At 72.9% G+C, this 14,982-nt stretch carries 15 protein-coding genes; 4 read left to right on the top strand and 11 right to left on the bottom strand.

Annotated features, from left to right (window positions below):
- Positions 1-10: 10 nt before the first annotated feature.
- A complete protein-coding gene (gene selA, locus ACIBN2_RS45805) occupies positions 11-1,330 on the bottom strand; it encodes an L-seryl-tRNA(Sec) selenium transferase (protein WP_399143738.1) in 1,320 nt (439 codons plus the stop codon).
- 260 nt (positions 1,331-1,590) lie between these two features.
- On the opposite strand from selA, the gene ACIBN2_RS45800 reads away from it, so the two are divergent.
- Complete coding sequence (locus tag ACIBN2_RS45800; protein ID WP_399143737.1) at positions 1,591-1,956, top strand: hypothetical protein; 366 nt, start codon at positions 1,591-1,593, stop codon at positions 1,954-1,956.
- 75 nt (positions 1,957-2,031) lie between these two features.
- On the opposite strand, the gene ACIBN2_RS45795 is transcribed toward ACIBN2_RS45800, so the two are convergent.
- The 6 genes from ACIBN2_RS45795 to ACIBN2_RS45770 form a co-directional block, all read right to left on the bottom strand.
- Positions 2,032-2,421, bottom strand: a complete 390-nt coding sequence (locus ACIBN2_RS45795) for a hypothetical protein (RefSeq protein ID WP_399143736.1) — start codon at positions 2,419-2,421, stop codon at positions 2,032-2,034.
- 104 nt (positions 2,422-2,525) lie between these two features.
- On the bottom strand, positions 2,526-4,307 hold the full coding sequence (locus ACIBN2_RS45790; protein ID WP_399143735.1) for a glycoside hydrolase family 15 protein: 1,782 nt from the start codon (positions 4,305-4,307) through the stop codon (positions 2,526-2,528).
- A gap of 164 nt (positions 4,308-4,471) precedes the next feature.
- Positions 4,472-5,332 carry a GAF and ANTAR domain-containing protein gene (locus ACIBN2_RS45785; protein ID WP_399143734.1) on the bottom strand — a complete coding sequence of 287 codons (861 nt, stop codon included), beginning with the start codon at positions 5,330-5,332 and terminating at the stop codon, positions 4,472-4,474.
- 236 nt (positions 5,333-5,568) lie between these two features.
- Positions 5,569-5,766 (bottom strand): hypothetical protein, encoded by a 198-nt coding sequence (locus ACIBN2_RS45780; RefSeq protein WP_399143733.1) that lies wholly within the window; start codon positions 5,764-5,766, stop codon positions 5,569-5,571.
- 229 nt (positions 5,767-5,995) lie between these two features.
- Entirely contained in the window at positions 5,996-7,165 is a 1,170-nt protein-coding gene (locus tag ACIBN2_RS45775) for an aromatic acid exporter family protein (protein WP_399143732.1), read from the bottom strand.
- Positions 7,166-7,262: 97 nt separating this feature from the next.
- On the bottom strand, positions 7,263-7,796 hold the full coding sequence (locus ACIBN2_RS45770; RefSeq protein WP_399143731.1) for a cysteine hydrolase family protein: 534 nt from the start codon (positions 7,794-7,796) through the stop codon (positions 7,263-7,265).
- 185 nt (positions 7,797-7,981) lie between these two features.
- Between ACIBN2_RS45770 and ACIBN2_RS45765 the strand changes: the two genes are divergently transcribed.
- The gene (locus ACIBN2_RS45765) at positions 7,982-10,147 is read left to right on the top strand and encodes a SpoIIE family protein phosphatase (protein ID WP_399143730.1); all 2,166 of its coding nucleotides are present in this window, start codon (positions 7,982-7,984) and stop codon (positions 10,145-10,147) included.
- 26 nt (positions 10,148-10,173) lie between these two features.
- Here ACIBN2_RS45765 and ACIBN2_RS45760 read toward each other — a convergent pair whose 3' ends face one another.
- Both ACIBN2_RS45760 and ACIBN2_RS45755 read right to left on the bottom strand, forming a co-directional pair.
- A complete protein-coding gene (locus ACIBN2_RS45760; protein WP_399143729.1) occupies positions 10,174-11,703 on the bottom strand; it encodes an FAD-dependent oxidoreductase in 1,530 nt (509 codons plus the stop codon).
- Between the two features lie 78 nt (positions 11,704-11,781).
- Positions 11,782-12,108 carry a DUF3040 domain-containing protein gene (locus tag ACIBN2_RS45755; RefSeq protein WP_399143728.1) on the bottom strand — a complete coding sequence of 109 codons (327 nt, stop codon included), beginning with the start codon at positions 12,106-12,108 and terminating at the stop codon, positions 11,782-11,784.
- Between the two features lie 175 nt (positions 12,109-12,283).
- On the opposite strand from ACIBN2_RS45755, the gene ACIBN2_RS45750 reads away from it, so the two are divergent.
- Entirely contained in the window at positions 12,284-12,760 is a 477-nt protein-coding gene (locus tag ACIBN2_RS45750) for an SRPBCC family protein (protein ID WP_399143727.1), read from the top strand.
- Positions 12,761-12,788: 28 nt separating this feature from the next.
- Here the strand turns inward: ACIBN2_RS45750 and ACIBN2_RS45745 are convergent, their stop codons facing one another.
- On the bottom strand, positions 12,789-13,406 hold the full coding sequence (locus ACIBN2_RS45745; RefSeq protein ID WP_399143726.1) for a TOPRIM nucleotidyl transferase/hydrolase domain-containing protein: 618 nt from the start codon (positions 13,404-13,406) through the stop codon (positions 12,789-12,791).
- Between the two features lie 171 nt (positions 13,407-13,577).
- Here ACIBN2_RS45745 and ACIBN2_RS45740 point away from each other — a divergent pair, with 171 nt between their 5' ends.
- Positions 13,578-13,721, top strand: coding sequence for a hypothetical protein (locus tag ACIBN2_RS45740; protein ID WP_393871312.1), 144 nt, complete (start codon positions 13,578-13,580; stop codon positions 13,719-13,721).
- Positions 13,722-13,823: 102 nt separating this feature from the next.
- On the opposite strand, the gene ACIBN2_RS45735 is transcribed toward ACIBN2_RS45740, so the two are convergent.
- Positions 13,824-14,978: an iron-containing alcohol dehydrogenase family protein gene (locus ACIBN2_RS45735; RefSeq protein WP_399143725.1), complete on the bottom strand. Its 1,155-nt coding sequence runs from the start codon at positions 14,976-14,978 to the stop codon at positions 13,824-13,826.
- Between the last annotated feature and the right edge of the window lie 4 nt (positions 14,979-14,982).

The following is a 14,982-nucleotide window of genomic DNA, read 5'->3' as shown; positions in this document are numbered from 1 at the left end:
CGTCCGCCTCCTAGCTCTTCGCGGCGGCGCGCACCGCGCCGCCCAGCCGTTCGTCGTCCTCCGGCGGCACGGCCCGTAGATCGAGCAGGCAGCGGCCCCCCTCCAGCCGCCCGACGACCGGGACCCGTCCGGTGCGCAGGGCGACCGCGAACCGCTCCGGCAGGGACAGCGCGACGCTCGGCAGTGTGACGCCGGGCGCACCGCCACCGCCGACGGTCGCGGCGCTGTCGACGACTCGTACGTCGACGCCGTCCGCACTCAGCGAGGCGACGAGCCGGTCGGCCCGGGCGCGCAGGGCGGCGGGGTCGACGGTCAGTGCCGTGGCGGTGGGGGTGGGCGGACCGGTGAGGGTGGCCTCCAGGGCGGCCAGGGTCAGCTTGTCCACGCGCAGGGCGCGGGCGAGAGGGTGCCGGGCCAGGGCGCGTACGAGTTCCTCGTCGCCCAGCAGGAGCCCGCACTGCGGTCCTCCCAGCAGCTTGTCGCCGCTCGCCGTGACGAGGGAGGCACCGGCGCGCAGTTGGGTCTCGGCGTCCGGCTCGTCCGGGACCACGGGATGGGGGGCCGGGAGCCCGGAGCCGATGTCGACGACGACCGGGACGTCCAGCCCGGCCAGTTCGGCGATGTCCGCGGCGCGGGTGAAGCCGGTGATGAGGAAGTTGGACGGGTGCACCTTCAGCACGAAGCCCGTGTGCGGCCCGATGGCGGCCGCGTAGTCGTCGACGGTCGTGCGGTTGGTGGTGCCCACCTCGCGCAGCCGCGCGCCCGTGGAGACCAGCAGATCCGGCAGCCGGAAGCCGTCCCCGATCTCCACCATCTCCCCGCGGCTGACGACGATCTCCTTGCCGGCCGCGAGCGCCGTCGCCGCCAGGACCAGCGCGGCGGCGCCGTTGTTGACGACGTGCACCGCCCCCGCGGCCGGCACCCGGTCGTGCAGGGCCCGCAGCGCCGTACGCCCCCGACGGGCCCGTACACCGGTGTCCAGGTCGAGCTCCACGTCGGTCGGGCCCGCGGCGTCGGCCACCGCCCGGCGGGCCGCGTCCGACAGCGGTGCCCGGCCGAGATTGGTGTGCAGCAGCACTCCGGTGGCGTTGATCACCGCGCGCAGTCCGCACGCGGAGTCCGGCAGCAGCGCGACGGCCTCGTCGGCCACGTCCTGCGGCGCGAGCCGTCCGGCACGCGCGTGCCGCTGCGCCGTTTGCACCGCCGCCTTGACGACGGGCGCTCCGAGCCGGCGCGCGGCCTCGGCCAGCCGGGGGTCGCGGAGCAGGACGTCGGTGCGGGGAATCAGCCGTCGGACGTCGCCCGTGGTCGACCTGGTCACTGGCTCCATCGCGTCGGCTCCATCACGTTCCCGCCTCTTCCGCCGGCCTGCGGGCGGCCGAGGACGTTCATCGTCTCCCAGTGCCCCGAACCGATCGACCGACACGCTCGAGCGGGCGGGTGCCCTCGCGACGCGCCTGTCTTTGCGCTGTGCAAAGAAGGTTGGCCCTCGGCCGGGCGGGTACCCCCGAGGCCTGTATTCGGCCACGGCCCGAGGAGCCGGCCGCTCTCCGGCGCCGGCGCGGGGTACACACGCGGAAGGCACGGCCCATGGGCACAGACATGATGCTCTCGCACACGTTCGAGCACGGAGTGCTCATCATCGACGTGCACCGCGATCCGGGTGCGGCACGGCACATGACGCTCGCGACGGAGATCAGAGATCTGGTCCGCGCGCACAGTCCGGTGCCCGCCGTCATCGTGCTCGACGAGGGGGCGACCAGCCGCGCGTCGGTCTGCGCGGTGCTGAGCGCCCACCGCATGTGCAACCGCCTCGGCGTTCTGATGTCCGTGGCCACCCACAGTGCCCCCGCGCGGCGGCTGTTGGAGGCGGGTGCCGACACCGGCGGCACCCGCCTCGTCGTCCACGCGCGCACCGACGTCGCCGTCGCGGTGGCGTTCACCGCGGCCGCGTGAGTCGGCCGGCGCCGACCGAGGAGAAGACAAGCGGCGCGCGTAGGTCGCGACGGCTTCTGTGACTACCAGCGACTACTACGACGGCTGCGGGGGCCTGTGGTCGTTGTGCCAGGCGACCGCGCGCCGGATCTCCGGTGCGTGCAGTCCGGTCCGGCAGGCGAGCTGCTCCAGGGGGAGGGCGGAGGGGCCGTGGGTCAGCACACGGTCTATCTTCGCGGCCCAGAGCTCTTCCTCGACGTAGGGGCGCTTCAGGTAGCGCTCCCGGAGCGTCTCGAGATGGGCCTCACTGCAGGCGGTGAGGCGGCGCAGCCCGTCGGACCGGTCGTGGCCGGGGCCGGCGGCGGAGGAGTCGGCGACGTGGCAGAGTACCGCCTCCTGCTCCGGGAAGACCTGGCCGCAGAGGTCGCAGAGCTCCAGGGGGAGGGCGGGCCTGGGCTTCGCGGTCTTCTTCTTGCGCTTCCACATACCGACTCCATGTCGATGATGGCAGGAATGCGGAGGCGGCGCCGTACGGACCGCGGGGGCGGTCCAGGTCGACCCCTTACGCCGGGCCGACTCGGGGGACGCGCTCAGTACGGCAGCGCCGAGCCTCCGTCGAGGCGGATCGCGCACTCCAGCAGCAGGGCGTGGACGAAGGCCTGGGGCGTGTTGCCGCGCAGCTGGCGCTGACGCACGTCGTACTCCTCCGCGAGCAGCCCGGGTGGCCCGCACGCCGTCCGGGACCGTTCGAACCAGCGGAAGGCGCCGACGCGGTCACCGAGCCGATGCGTGGCCAGAGCCATGGCGAACCCGCACAGCAGGAAGGCGCCCTCGGCCTCGCCGAGCGGCCGGTCAGGGTGGCCGAAGCGGTAGAGATAGCCGTCCTGGGCCAGCTTCTCCTCGATGAAGACACGGGTGACCGGACTGCTCGGATCGTCGGCCGCGGGGCAGCCGCGGGCGATGGTGACGAGCAGTGCGGCCTCGGGGCCGTCGTCGTCGGCGGCCCGGCGCCAGTGCCCTGCGGGATGCAGGCAGCGCCGGCGCGTCTCCGCGAGGATCGTCTCGGCGAGGTCGGCGCAGCGACGGCCGTCGGGACCGGGGAACACCGCGCCGATCCGTCGCAGTCCGCCCACCACGCACAGCCGCGAATGTGTCCACCACCGGTTCTCCAGCTCCCACAGCCCCGCGTCGTCGCGGTGCCAGTTGCGTTCCACCGCGTCCACGGCGGCCATGGCCGCGCGGGCCGCGTCCTTGGTGAGGCAGTCGTGGTGGGCCGCGGCGGTGAAGAGCTGGAGCGCCTCGCCGAAGGTGTCGAGCTGGAACTGGCGCCCCGCGTGGTTTCCGACCCGGTCGCTGCCGCCGGGGTAGCCGGGCAGGTCCAGGGCGCGCTCGTCGGGTACGGGGTCCCCGGTGACGGTGTAGGCGGGCCGGGTCCCGTCGCCGTCGGCGAGGATCCGCTCGGCGGTGAACCGCACGGCGCTGTCGAGGAGTTGGTGCGGCCCGTGCGCCGCGACCGCCAGCCCGGCGTAGCACTGGTCGCGCAACCAGGCGAAACGGTAGTCGTAGTTGCGCCCGGCGTTCGCCCGCTCCGGCAGCGAGGTCGTGGCGGCGGCGACCATGCCGCCCGCGGAACTGGTCAGCCCCCGCAGCACGGCGTACGCGTGGCGGGCGTCGCGGGGCGCGACCAGGCCGGAGCAGTCCGGCACGGCGTCGTCCCACGCCTGCTCGGTCGCCCGCCACAACTCCTCCGCGTCGATCCTGGAGTTGCCCCGCGCGGTCCCCACCTCCAGCACGAGATCGTGCTGCTCGCCCTCGCACAGCCGGAACTCGCCGCGCAGCCCTTCTTCCGGGTCCCACGACGACGCCGGCGCGCCCACGAGCCGCAGGTGCAGCCCCTCGGCCTCCGCGGTCCACACCCCGTCCTCCAGGCGGGGCCTGCGCACACGGTGCGCGCCGAAGCCGGGGCGAGGGTCCAGACGCATGCGCAGCCGCGCCTCGCCCTTGCGTACGCGCATCCGGCGGAGCAGCACCAGACGATCCGGCGAGGCGGGCATGGCGAGCGCGTCGCGGCACTCGATCACGCAGTCCGCGGTCACCCACCGGTCGACCCAGATGAGGGTGCCCTCCTCGTAGGCGCCGCCCCACACGTGCCAGCGGTCGGTGGGCTCCACGGAGAAGTACCCGGTGCCGCCGATCAGAGAGGAGAACAGCGCGTCGCTGTGCCATCGCGGCGCGCACAGCCACACGATCCTGCCCTTGGGGTCCACCAGGGCGCCCCGCTCGCCGTCGGCCAGGACGGCGTAGTCGCGCAGTGCCCAGGGCGGGCAGGCCCCGTTCGATTCCTCCAGCGTCGTCTCGGTTCCGTTCTCCATGTGCCTCGGACTTCCCACGATCAACCGGTGGAAACAGGGTGGAGCGCGCGGGAACGGTGCGTTGCTGACGACGCTGGGGCGCCCGCGTCACTGCCCGTCGCGTCACCTCGGCATCAGCGCGTGTCGGCCGTTCCGGGTCGACCGGGTGCGCAGGGCGAGACGGGTCACCGGTTGTCCTCCCGTCCGCCGCCGCCGGCGTCCCGCCGGCGTGTGTCCTCACTGCCGGCGTCCCGTTCGGCCGCGAACCGAAGCCTGCGTGCGAGGACGTCCCGAGCCACCTCGGTGACCGTCCGGCCCTGGGTGAAAGCTCGTGCTCGCATGCGGTCCAGGGCCTGTTCGGGGTCAAGGTCCAACTGCACCATCACCATGCCGACCGCCTGGTAGACCTCGCCGTGGCCGGCTTCAGAGGCCTCCAGCCACGACGCCACGCCTTCCTCCCCGGCCCGTTCGGCCGCACGGGACCCGGCGTGCAGTTCCATGAGGGCGAAGGTGACGGCGTCCCGTGTCCACAGTGCGATCCGCAGATCTCGCGCCGACAGCCCGCCGGGCGTGCGGCGGTACAGGTCGAGGGTGCCGACCGCCGCGGCGCCCACTCCGAGCGGCAGCGAGAACACCGCCCGCACCCCGAGCGTGATGGCCTCGTGGGCGAAGACGGGCCAGCGGCCGGAGTCGGGCGCCGTGGTGAGGTCGGCGGCCAGCACGGCCGTGGCCTGCCGGACCGCGGACCGGCACGGGCCGTCCCCCAGCGTGTACTGCGCTTCCGCCAGTCGTGCCGCTGTCGGATCGCTGGCACACAAGGTGGCCTGTACGGTCGCGCCGCCGGAGATCGACACGGAGGCGCCGCTGACGGGCAGCAGCGCCATGCAGGCGCGGCACAGTGCCTCTGGTACGCCCCCGGGATCGAGGCCCTTGGCCGCGGCCGCCAGGGCCTTGGAGACGCGCAGCCGCTCCTCCGGCTCGGACGGTTCGCCGCCGCCCGACCGTTCGTCAGGGACATCAGGCCGCACCGTGAGGTCCCCCGTCACTGCCCGCAGGGTCGGTACGGTCGGCGGGCAAGATCCACCCGTGTCCCCGAGCGGTCGCCCGGGAGGTCCCAACGGTGATCGGGTGCCGCGTCGTCGGCCGTCCCGACGGTGCCCCGCGATCTGCGATTGTTCCGGGCGCCTGACACGAGATGCTCCTCACGTGCGCCGATGACCGAATACCTGTCGTGGGCATGTGATCCGGCCGTGGCTCGACGCCCTGTCCCGGCTGGGACATGTCATCGCGTGGCACGGTCGGGCCAGTCCTCGCCCCTGACGATGTTCCACTCGGCGCCGGTGTGTGCCGCGGGCGCGGCGCTGTGGCCCTCGGCGAGGGCGGCACACGTGCGGATGCCCTTCTCGTGGAGACGGCGGGACTTCGCCCGGCCGGCCTCGGAGACGCGCAGCGCGTGCTTCTTCGTGGTGCGCGGGGTCATGGCGCTTCAACTTCTCTCTGCCGCACAAGCACTCAGCCGCATCGGGCCGAGGTGCGCCGTGCCGGACGGCGCCAGGATCCTTTGGCGTGTTGCAGGGCCCTTTGGCCGTGCCGACCGGGTTCCCGAACCCCTGCACACAAAACGGCGCCCCGGACGCATGAAGGTCCCGATTCCCCGGCGTTGGCGGGGGCGGGACGGCCGAATGCGGCGGGTCGGGACCAGTGCCGCCTCACACGTGCCCGCGAGCCGTCTCCTGCCGTGCCGCCGGTTCGAGGTGCCCGGCCAGCCGCTGCGCCTGCAACAGGAGCGTGCCGTACGCCGAGGTCTCCTGGGGCTCGCCCCGCACGGTGTCCGGCATCCGCTCGTGCAGACCGTCCACCGTGGCACGCATCTTCTCGGCCGCCTGCTGCAGGGCGAACTGCCGCTCCGCGCCGAAGCCGCTGTCCGCGTAGAGCCGCATCAACTCCGCGGCCCTGGCCAGGAAGTCGGCGTACCCGCGGATGAGGGGCAGCCGGGACCACCGTTCCTGCCGGTCCTCGGCGGCCGCCTCGAGCAGGGTGCGGGTCAGCTCCGTGGTGTGCACGGCGGCGTACTCGAGCACCACCATCACTTCCTCGTGGTCCTTGCCCGGGAGCGACTGTGCGCGGGTGCGGCGGCGCACGTTGCCCCAGAGGCTCTCCCGGCTCCAGCCGACGGCGGACCGGCACTCCTCCACGAGGTGCTTGAGGTGCAGGGCCCGCTGATGCCAGCCCTTCGCCTCGTCCTCGTCCCACTGCCCGTCGACCAGGGACCGGGCCGGTGCGTCGAGGATTCCGGCCGTCTCGTGGGCCGCCGCGCTCAGCGAGACACGGGCGTTGCGCAGGTAGACGGGCGGCCGGATCAGCGCGTTGACGGCGATGCCGACCACCGCTCCGAAGGCGGCCTCGGCGATCCGGAACCCGGACGCCGTCAGGCTGACCTGCGGGTCGGTGAGGACGAAGAGGGCGCCGGTGGCCGTGTAGATCCCTTGCCGTCCGAGGCGTGACCACGAACTGAGGAGTACGACCAGGGGAAGGACGAGGCCCATGACGCCGATCCTGTTGTGCATCAGCAGGATCAGACCCGTGGCCATGACGGTGCCCGCGGCGATCGCCGCCAGCTGCTGGAGTGCGTGGGCGACGGACTGGTAGACGGTCGACTCGACGAGCAGGATCGCCACCCAGGGCGCCATGTAGGCCATGGGCGCCTGGAGCCACCAGCCGACCACCGCCCAGGCCAGCCAGGCCGCGAAGGCGGCCTTCAGCGCCTGCGCGGCGAGATCCCGTTCCCTGCAAGGTCCTTGGCGTGCACGCTGGACGGCCTGTGCCGCCCCCGACAACCTCGTGGCCGCGGCCCGAGTCGCGTCCGACGTCCATGTCATTCGGTTCCAGCCCCGCAATCTCCGCTCCGTGCAAAGGGGCCGGGTTCCCCGGGGCACGGCGCCGAAAGGGGTATCGGCGAAACGGGACCCTTGCCGCTCAGGCGAAGTCGATCTCCTTCGCCGCGACGATGTGCGCGCCCATGTTGCGTTCCATCATTTCCAGGGCGGCGGATCCGAGGCGGGGGTGGATCGAGGCGACGGCGTCCTTGGGCACCGTCACCTCGAGGTGGCGGATGTGCGCGTCCAGGGCGGAGTAGAGGACGCACTGCTCGGTGACCTGACCGGTGAGCACCACGTGATCGACGCCCAGGCGCCACAGGAGGTAGGACATCGGCGTCTCGTAGAAGACGGAATGCCGGGCCTTGAGCACGAAGAGCGAGTCGTCGTCGGGCCGCAGCGGCTCGACGAGGTCGCTGTGCGCCGTGGCCAGTGCCTCGTCCACGATCTCTCCCTGGTGGGAGCGCCACGAACCGAAGTTGTCGTTCGCGTAGACGACGGGCACGTCCGCCTTCCGGGCCCGGTCGAGCAGCTCGGCCACGACGGGCACCGCGCGCTGCGCGGACGGCAGCAGCAACTCGGCGTCCTCATGACCGTAGGTGTTGATCATGTCGATCACGATGAGTGCGTGCACGGTGCCTCCGGCGGAGCTTTGCGGTGGTTCCTGGGAACGCGAGAGACGGGCTGGCGAGTACCCGGCGGCGGGGTGAAGCTAACGGTGAGGGAGCGAGGGGCACGCGGTCCTTTGCTTTCTGTGGGTCTTCCTGGGAACCCGGTGATCCGGAAGGTCAAGCCCACCTCAGCGCGCCAGGAGGCGTTGTGAGCCAGAAGCAGGGAACGACGGATGTCGCACAGGAGGCGGTCGACACCCTGCTGCTGGACGTCGTCCGGGACTGCGGCGCGTCCCGGGGCCTGCTGTACGTCCTGCCGAAGGACGGTGACGCCCTGTGGCTGGTGGCGCTGACCGGTACACCCCGCGAAATGGCCGTTCCCTGGACCAGGGTGGGGCTCGCCGACGCGGTTCCGGTGGCGGACGCCGTACGGGCCGGCCGCCTGGTCTGGGTCGGCGACATGGAGGAGATGGCACGCCTCTATCCGCGTACGTCCCTGGTGCTGCCGTACGCCTTCGCGCTCGCGGCCGCCCCTCTCACCGCCCGGAACGCGGTCGTCGGCGGTCTGGTGCTGCTGTGGCCGGCCGCCCATCCGCCACGGCTCAGCGGCGCTGAGCGCGCGGCCGTCGAGGCCGGGTGCCGGCGGCTGGGCCGGCTGCTGCACGGCGCGGGTGTCCGCGACAGTGCACGCCCGCCGGGTGAGCCACGGACCCTGCCGCACCCCGCTCGCGCAGGCGCCGCGCCGGGCGAGGGGGGCGAGGCGGCGGCGTTCATCGCCCGGCTGCCGGGAGGGGCGTGCGCGCTGGACGACACCGGCCGGTTCACCTTCGTCACGCCCGAGGCGGCGAGACTTCTCGGTGCCGATGCCGACTCGCTGTTGGGCGCACTGCCCTGGGAGGCACTGCCCTGGATGGACGTCGCCGAGATCGAGGACCGCTACCGGTCGGCCGTGGTCAGCGAGCGGCCCACCACCTTCCGGGCGGTGCGCCCGCCGGACACCCCGCTGGCCTTCGCCCTGTACCCGGACGCGTCCGGCATGAGCGTGCGGATCACCCGCAGCGACCCGCGCGACGAACTGCCGCCGGGCTCCGCGACGTCCGCCGCCGTCGCCGGGACGGCCGAGCCCGCAGCCGGCAGACCGGGCCGGGCCGGGTTCCTCTACCACCTGATGCACCTGGCCGCGACGCTCACCGAGGCCGTCGGTGTCCAGGACGTGGTGGACCAGGCCGCCGACCAGCTCATGCCCGCCCTCGGCGCGACGGCCATGGCCGTCCACGCATCGCGCGAGGGCAGACTGCGCATCCTCGGCTACCGCGGCTACGACGCCGAGCTCATCAAACGCTTCGACAACCTCCCGCTCACCGCGGACATACCCGCCCTGCGCGTGATGGAGAGCGGCAGCCCGCTCTTCTTCGCGCGCTTCGACGAACTCCGGCGGATGTATCCCGGCACCGTCCAACTCGACGACAAGGCGTCCTGGGCGTTCCTGCCGCTGATCGCCTCAGGCCGGGCCGTCGGCTCGCTCGTCCTCGCCTACGACCGGCCTCAGCACTTCGCGCCCCCCGAGCGCGCGGCCCTCGTGGCGCTCGCCGGTCTCGTGGGCCAGGCCCTCGAACGGGGTCGCCTCTACGACACCCAGTTCGCCGTGGCCCACCAGCTCCAGGCCGCCCTGCTGCCCCGCCATCTGCCCTCCCTGCCCGGGCTGCGCGTCACCGCCCGCTACCGGCCGGCCGGGCACGGCATGGAGGTGGGCGGGGACTTCTACGACCTCATCCGCCTGACCGACAGCACCGTCGCCGCCGCGATCGGCGACGTCCAGGGACACGACATCGACGCTGCGGCACTCATGGGTCAGGTCCGCACCGCCGTGCACGGTCACGCCGCCGCCGGAGCGTCCCCGGGCGACGTCCTCGGCAGGACGAACCGTCTCCTCGCCGACCTGGAAGCGGGCAGGTTCGCCAGCTGCCTCTACGTCCATATGGACCTCGCCCGCCAGGCGGCCTGCCTGGCCAGTGCCGGCCACCCGCCGGCGGTGCTGCGGTACAGCGACGGCCGGACCGAAGTGCTGCGCGCACCTCCCGGGCTGCTCCTCGGAATCGAGCGCGAGGCCGACTACCCCGCCGTCGAGTTCCCGCTGGAACCCGGCTGCGTCCTCGTGCTCTACACGGACGGACTGGTCGAACGGCCCGGCGTCGACCTGGACGACGCCATCGCCGCGCTCACCGAACTGGTCGCACGCGCCGACCCCACGGACCCGGACGCCATGGCCGACGCCCTGATCCGCCACGCCTCCGACCCCGCCGACGACCTGGCCCTGCTGATTCTTCACGTCACGGCGCCGGACGAGCCCGGACACGAATCCTCAAAACCCTGAGCAACTGAGTCCGGGCGCAACGCCGTTCAGATGTCCCGCTGCTGCAGCGGGCGCACGGCGGGCCCCTGAAGAATGCTGCCGTCCGGCGCGAAGCGGGAGCCGTGGCACGGGCACTCCCACGCCTGCTCCGCACGGTTGAACGCCACCAGGCAGCCCAGGTGGGTGCAGCAGGCCGAGACCGCGTGCAGCTCGCCGCCCTCGTCCCGATGGACGGCGCACTGCCGCGCGCCCACCCGCACCACGGCACCGTCGCCCGGGGCGATGTCGTCAGGCGAGGTGGGACCCGTCACGGAGGACAGGCGGTCGCCGACGAAGTGCCGGGCCACCTTGGCCTGATTCCTCAGGAACGTCGTGCCCTCGCGGACCACCGTGCCCAGGCGGCGCGGATCGTAGAGCCCGGCCCACTCGACCTCGCGGCCGTTGACGAGGTCACTGATCAGGCGGCCCGCCATGATGCCGCCGCTCAGTCCCCAGCCGCCGAACCCCGTGGCCACGTACGTGTGGCTGCTGCCGGCGCGCATCGGTCCGACGAGGGGCACGGAGTCGGTGGAGTCGTTGTCCTGCGTGGCCCAGCGGTGGGTGATCGTGAACCCCTGGAACCGGTCCGTGGCCCAGGCGGACAGCCGGGCGAAGTGCTCCTCCACGTCGGCGGTACCGGGGGTGATGTGCTCGCCGGTGACGACCAGCAGGCGCTTGCCGTCCCGGTACGGCGCGCTGCGCACGGAGCGGGTGGACTGCTCCGGCGTGATGTACATGCCGCGCGGCGCCTGCCCTTCGTCGACGGTCCCGGCCACGACCAGTTCGCGGCGCGGGGAGAGCCGGGTGAAGAGAAGGGCCCGGTCGAAGATGGGGTAGTGGGTGGCGACCACCACGTCGTCGGCGCGTACAGACACGCCCGCGTCGGTCTTCAGCACACAGGGCTCGCCCTCGGAGAGACCGACGACGCGCGTGCCCTCGTACACGGCTCCGCCGCGGCGGCGCAGGTCCTCCGCGAGGGCCAGCAGGTACTTGCACGGGTGGAACTGGACCTGGTCCGTCACCCGGACCGCGCCGGCGATCGGGAACGGCAGCTCCGACTCGGTGACGAAGTCCGCCGGCAGCCCCGCTGCGCGCGCCGCCTCCGCCTCCGCGCGCAGCTGTCCCACGCGCCGGCGATCCTCGGCGTAGGTGAAGGCGGCCGCCTGCTCCCACTCGCACTCGATGCCGAGCTCGTCGACGATTCCGGCGGCGTGCTCGATCGCCGCCATCTGCGAGCGGGCATAGAGCCGTGCTCCCTCGGCACCGCGGGTGCGGCGCAGGTGGTCGTAGACCAGCGTGTGCTGAGCGCTGAGCTTGGCGGTGGTGTGCCCGGTGACTCCGGCGGCGATCCGGCCCGCCTCCAGCACCGCCACCTCACGTCCCTGCCGGACGAGCTCCCAGGCCGTGCTCAGCCCCGCGATCCCGCCGCCGATCACCGCGACGTCGACGGTGATGTCTGCGGACGGCTGCGGGGCGGGCTCGCCCTGCGGCGCCGTCTCGAGCCAGTACGATCCCTGGATCCTCGTCTCAGCGTTCATGAGCGCCGGGTTCCCGTCTCGCGGTCATGCACGCGGAGCTGTGTGGGAAGCCGCGGCACCGCTTCGGTCTCGCCGACTTCACAGCCACGACGTGATGCGGGCGCCGGTGCTGCTCATCCGGCACAGCAGCCGGAAGGCCTGCAGCACGGTGAAGGGCCACAGCGCGGCGAAGCTCCATATGAACACCGGGTCGGAGGTGCGGATCCCCATCACGGCGAGGAACAGCGAGGCGCACGTCAGGATCGCCACGGTCAGTGCCAGCCGGCGCCGCGGTCGCGGTGAGCGTGTCAGGCCCATGCGCCGGACGAGGCGCCGGTCGCCGCCGAGTTCGGCCTCGATGCGCCGCAGCGCGAGCATCTCGCGCGGCGACAGCACGATGTCGTCGTGCTCGTTCCGGTCGTTCACGATCAGCACCTCGCTCCACCCGGGTCCGCGACGCATCGAGTGCCCCGGAAGGGCCGTCCGACGCCTCCCGCAGGGCATGTTCCGGCCGTATGCCGGTGATTCCGCGCGAAGAGGCATCGCTGCGACGTGTCGGGTACTCGGAGCGCTCGAGAACGAGACCGACAAGGAGGCGCTGATGAGCAAGGTCAAGGAAGCGGTGGACGTGGAGGTGCCGCTGCACATGGCGTACAACGAGTGGACTCAGTTCGAGCGGTTCCCGAACTTCATGGAGGGCGTCGACGAGGTCAGGCAGCTCGACGACCGGCACAACCACTGGACCACGAGCATCGGTGGGGTACGGCGCGAGTTCGACACCGAGATCGTCGACCAGCTCCCCGACGACCGGATCACCTGGCGGTCCGTCGGCGGCGACACCCGGCAGAGCGGATCGGTCCGGTTCGAGCGGCTGGACGACACGCACACCCGCGTGGAACTCACGATGGAGGTCGAGCCCAGCGGTGTCGCCGAGAAGGGCGCGGACGCGCTGGGCCTGATCGACCGGCGGGTGAAGGGGGACATGCGCCGCTTCAAGGACTACGTCGAGGGCGAGGGCGGCGGCACTGCCGGCTGGCGCGGGCGCATCAGGCCCGAGGACCCCGGCACGACTCTCTGAGAACCCCGGCACGACGTTCTGAGAACCGTCAGACGCCGGCGAGCAGACCGTTCAGCGGCGCGGGTACCCGGTCGGGGTCGAGCGCCTCGACGAGGACGCGACCGTAGTGGATCTTGCGGCCCTTCTTCGTGCCGAGGAAGCGCCTCAACTGCTGTTGTGAGGTGCGCCCTTGCTGTGCCGGCTGGCGCAGGAAGGTCTGCAGCGCCCGCTGGTCGCCCTCTTGCCGGACGAGTTCCATCACCCGCGTCACGCCCAGCGCGCGGATCAGCTCGTCCTCCAGGTCCGCCGCGCAGACGAAGAATCCCCCCTGCGCCGCGCTCTCTCCTTGGAGGGCGCGGGCGTAGAAGGGGCGCTCCCGTTCGTCGCACAGTCCCGTGAGGCGGAGGCCGAGGTCGGCCGGCCCGAGGAGGCGGACGAAGCGCCCGACGCTCATCGCACCGCCCATGGGCAGGACGCACACCCCCTCGGCCGCGAGGTCCCGGCCGCGCCGCGCGGCCAGCGCGCCGACCGCGGCGACATCGCTCGGCCCTTCGAGCAGCACGGCCGCCCGGACAGGCAGCCGCGCCGCCAGCTCACGTGCGGGCTCGCCGACGCCACCGGCCGCCCAGGCGATGACCGCCTCCCGGAACGCCCCCATGTCGGACATGGGACGAGTCTCCGCTCCCGGCCCGCTTCCACGCCAGAGATTTTCCGCTGCCGTGTGAGCGACGCCGCCCCCACCGGGCGGCTGAATCCGCAGGCCGGGCGGCGTGTCCGGGCGGGCGGGGCGGCGGCCTCGGCGCAGGGTGACCGGGACTGTCGTCGTCGAGGAGGAACCGTGAAGCGTCGTGTCGTCGCCGTCCTGGCCGCTGCCGTCGCCGGTCTGATGCTGTGCGCCGCACCGGCCGTGCCCCACGACGGCCGTGGCGATGTCGAGAGCAGCGACTGGAACTTCCCGCTCACCAACATCGGCCTGCTGTAAGGACGAGCGGAGGATCGGAACAGCCCAACAGCCCAACAGCCCAACAGCCGGACGGTGACGACGAGTTCGTCACCGTCCGGCTGCCGTGTCGTGGCCGGCGCCTCAGTACGTCCGCTCAAGGATCTCCAGAACCTGCGCCTCGTCCGGAATCCGCGGCGCGTTCCTGGTCACCGCGTCCGCGACCGCGCCCGCCGCGATGGAGGTGAGCATCGCGCGGTCGGCGCCCAGGTCGCGCAGTGGGCGCTTGATGCCCAGGGCGGCTGAAATCTCCCGTACGGCGGCCACGGTGGCGCGGGCCCAGTCGCCGTCGGCGGGCGGGTCGAGGCGCATGGCCCGGCCCGCCTGCTCGTACGCGTCCCGGGCCGCGGGCGCGCTGAACTCCATCACCTCCTCCAGCACGGCGGCCAGGGCGACTCCGTGCGGAGTGCCGGTGTGCGCCGTGAGGGCGTGACCGACGCCGTGGACGAGGCCGAGGCCGGAGAGGGTGAGGGCCTGCCCGGCGAGATGCGCGCCCATCATGAGCTCGGCGCGGGCGTCGAGGTCCGAGCCGTCCCGGTACGCGAGCGGCAGCGCGCGGCTCACCAGCGTCACGGCCTGCGCGGCGTAGGCGACGGAGAACGGGTTCGCACCGCGCGAGGCGAGCGACTCGATGCCGTGCACCAGCGCGTCGATGCCGGTCGCGGCGGTGGCCGGAGCGGGCAGCCCGAGCGTCAACTCCGGGTCGAGCAGGGCTGCTTGCGGCCGCACCGAAGGGTGCCCGAGGTAGACCTTGCGGTGCGCCTCGGCGTCCTCGATGACACCGAAGCCGTTGGTCTCGGCGCCGGTTCCGGAGGTCGTGGGAATCGCGACGAGCGGCAGTCCGTCCGCCGCGTCCCACAGATGGTCGGCGTCGGCGGCCACCGCGTCCGGGTTGCCGACGAGCAGGGAGATGCCCTTCGCCGCGTCCAGCACCGAGCCGCCACCGAGGGCGACGACCGCGGCGGGACCGAACGCGCGGGCCCGGGCAGCGCCGGCGTCGACGTTTCCGGTGGACGGGTTGGGCGCCACCTCGTCGTACACCGTGTACTCGATGCCCGCGGCGTCCAGGGTCTTCAGGACGCGGTCGGCGACGCCCGCCGCGCGCAGTCCGCGGTCGGTGACGACGAAGGCCCGCCGGTGGCCGGTGGCTCCGATCAGTTCGGGGAGCCGGTCGACGCGGCCGGGGCCGAACTCGACGCGGCAGATGCCGTCGATGCTCAAGGGGGAGAGGGAGTTCATGGGT

It is taken from the genome of Streptomyces sp. NPDC050534, assembly GCF_044457745.1.
Lineage (GTDB): Bacteria > Actinomycetota > Actinomycetes > Streptomycetales > Streptomycetaceae > Streptomyces.
Note: the sequence above shows the minus strand (reverse complement) of the source record. Positions and strands in the feature narration are given on the sequence as shown.

Bases quoted from the DNA above. Each gene is read 5' to 3' on its own strand.
- ACIBN2_RS45760 (WP_399143729.1), bottom strand. From the start codon at position 11,703: ATGAACGCTGAGACGAGGATCCAGGGATCGTACTGGCTCGAGACGGCG.
- ACIBN2_RS45750 (WP_399143727.1), top strand. From the start codon at position 12,284: ATGAGCAAGGTCAAGGAAGCGGTGGACGTGGAGGTGCCGCTGCACATG.
- ACIBN2_RS45800 (WP_399143737.1), top strand. From the start codon at position 1,591: ATGGGCACAGACATGATGCTCTCGCACACGTTCGAGCACGGAGTGCTC.
- ACIBN2_RS45735 (WP_399143725.1), bottom strand. From the start codon at position 14,978: ATGAACTCCCTCTCCCCCTTGAGCATCGACGGCATCTGCCGCGTCGAG.
- ACIBN2_RS45780 (WP_399143733.1), bottom strand. From the start codon at position 5,766: ATGACCCCGCGCACCACGAAGAAGCACGCGCTGCGCGTCTCCGAGGCC.
- ACIBN2_RS45775 (WP_399143732.1), bottom strand. From the start codon at position 7,165: ATGACATGGACGTCGGACGCGACTCGGGCCGCGGCCACGAGGTTGTCG.
- ACIBN2_RS45795 (WP_399143736.1), bottom strand. From the start codon at position 2,421: ATGTGGAAGCGCAAGAAGAAGACCGCGAAGCCCAGGCCCGCCCTCCCC.
- ACIBN2_RS45745 (WP_399143726.1), bottom strand. From the start codon at position 13,406: ATGTCCGACATGGGGGCGTTCCGGGAGGCGGTCATCGCCTGGGCGGCC.
- selA (WP_399143738.1), bottom strand. From the start codon at position 1,330: ATGGAGCCAGTGACCAGGTCGACCACGGGCGACGTCCGACGGCTGATT.
- ACIBN2_RS45790 (WP_399143735.1), bottom strand. From the start codon at position 4,307: ATGGAGAACGGAACCGAGACGACGCTGGAGGAATCGAACGGGGCCTGC.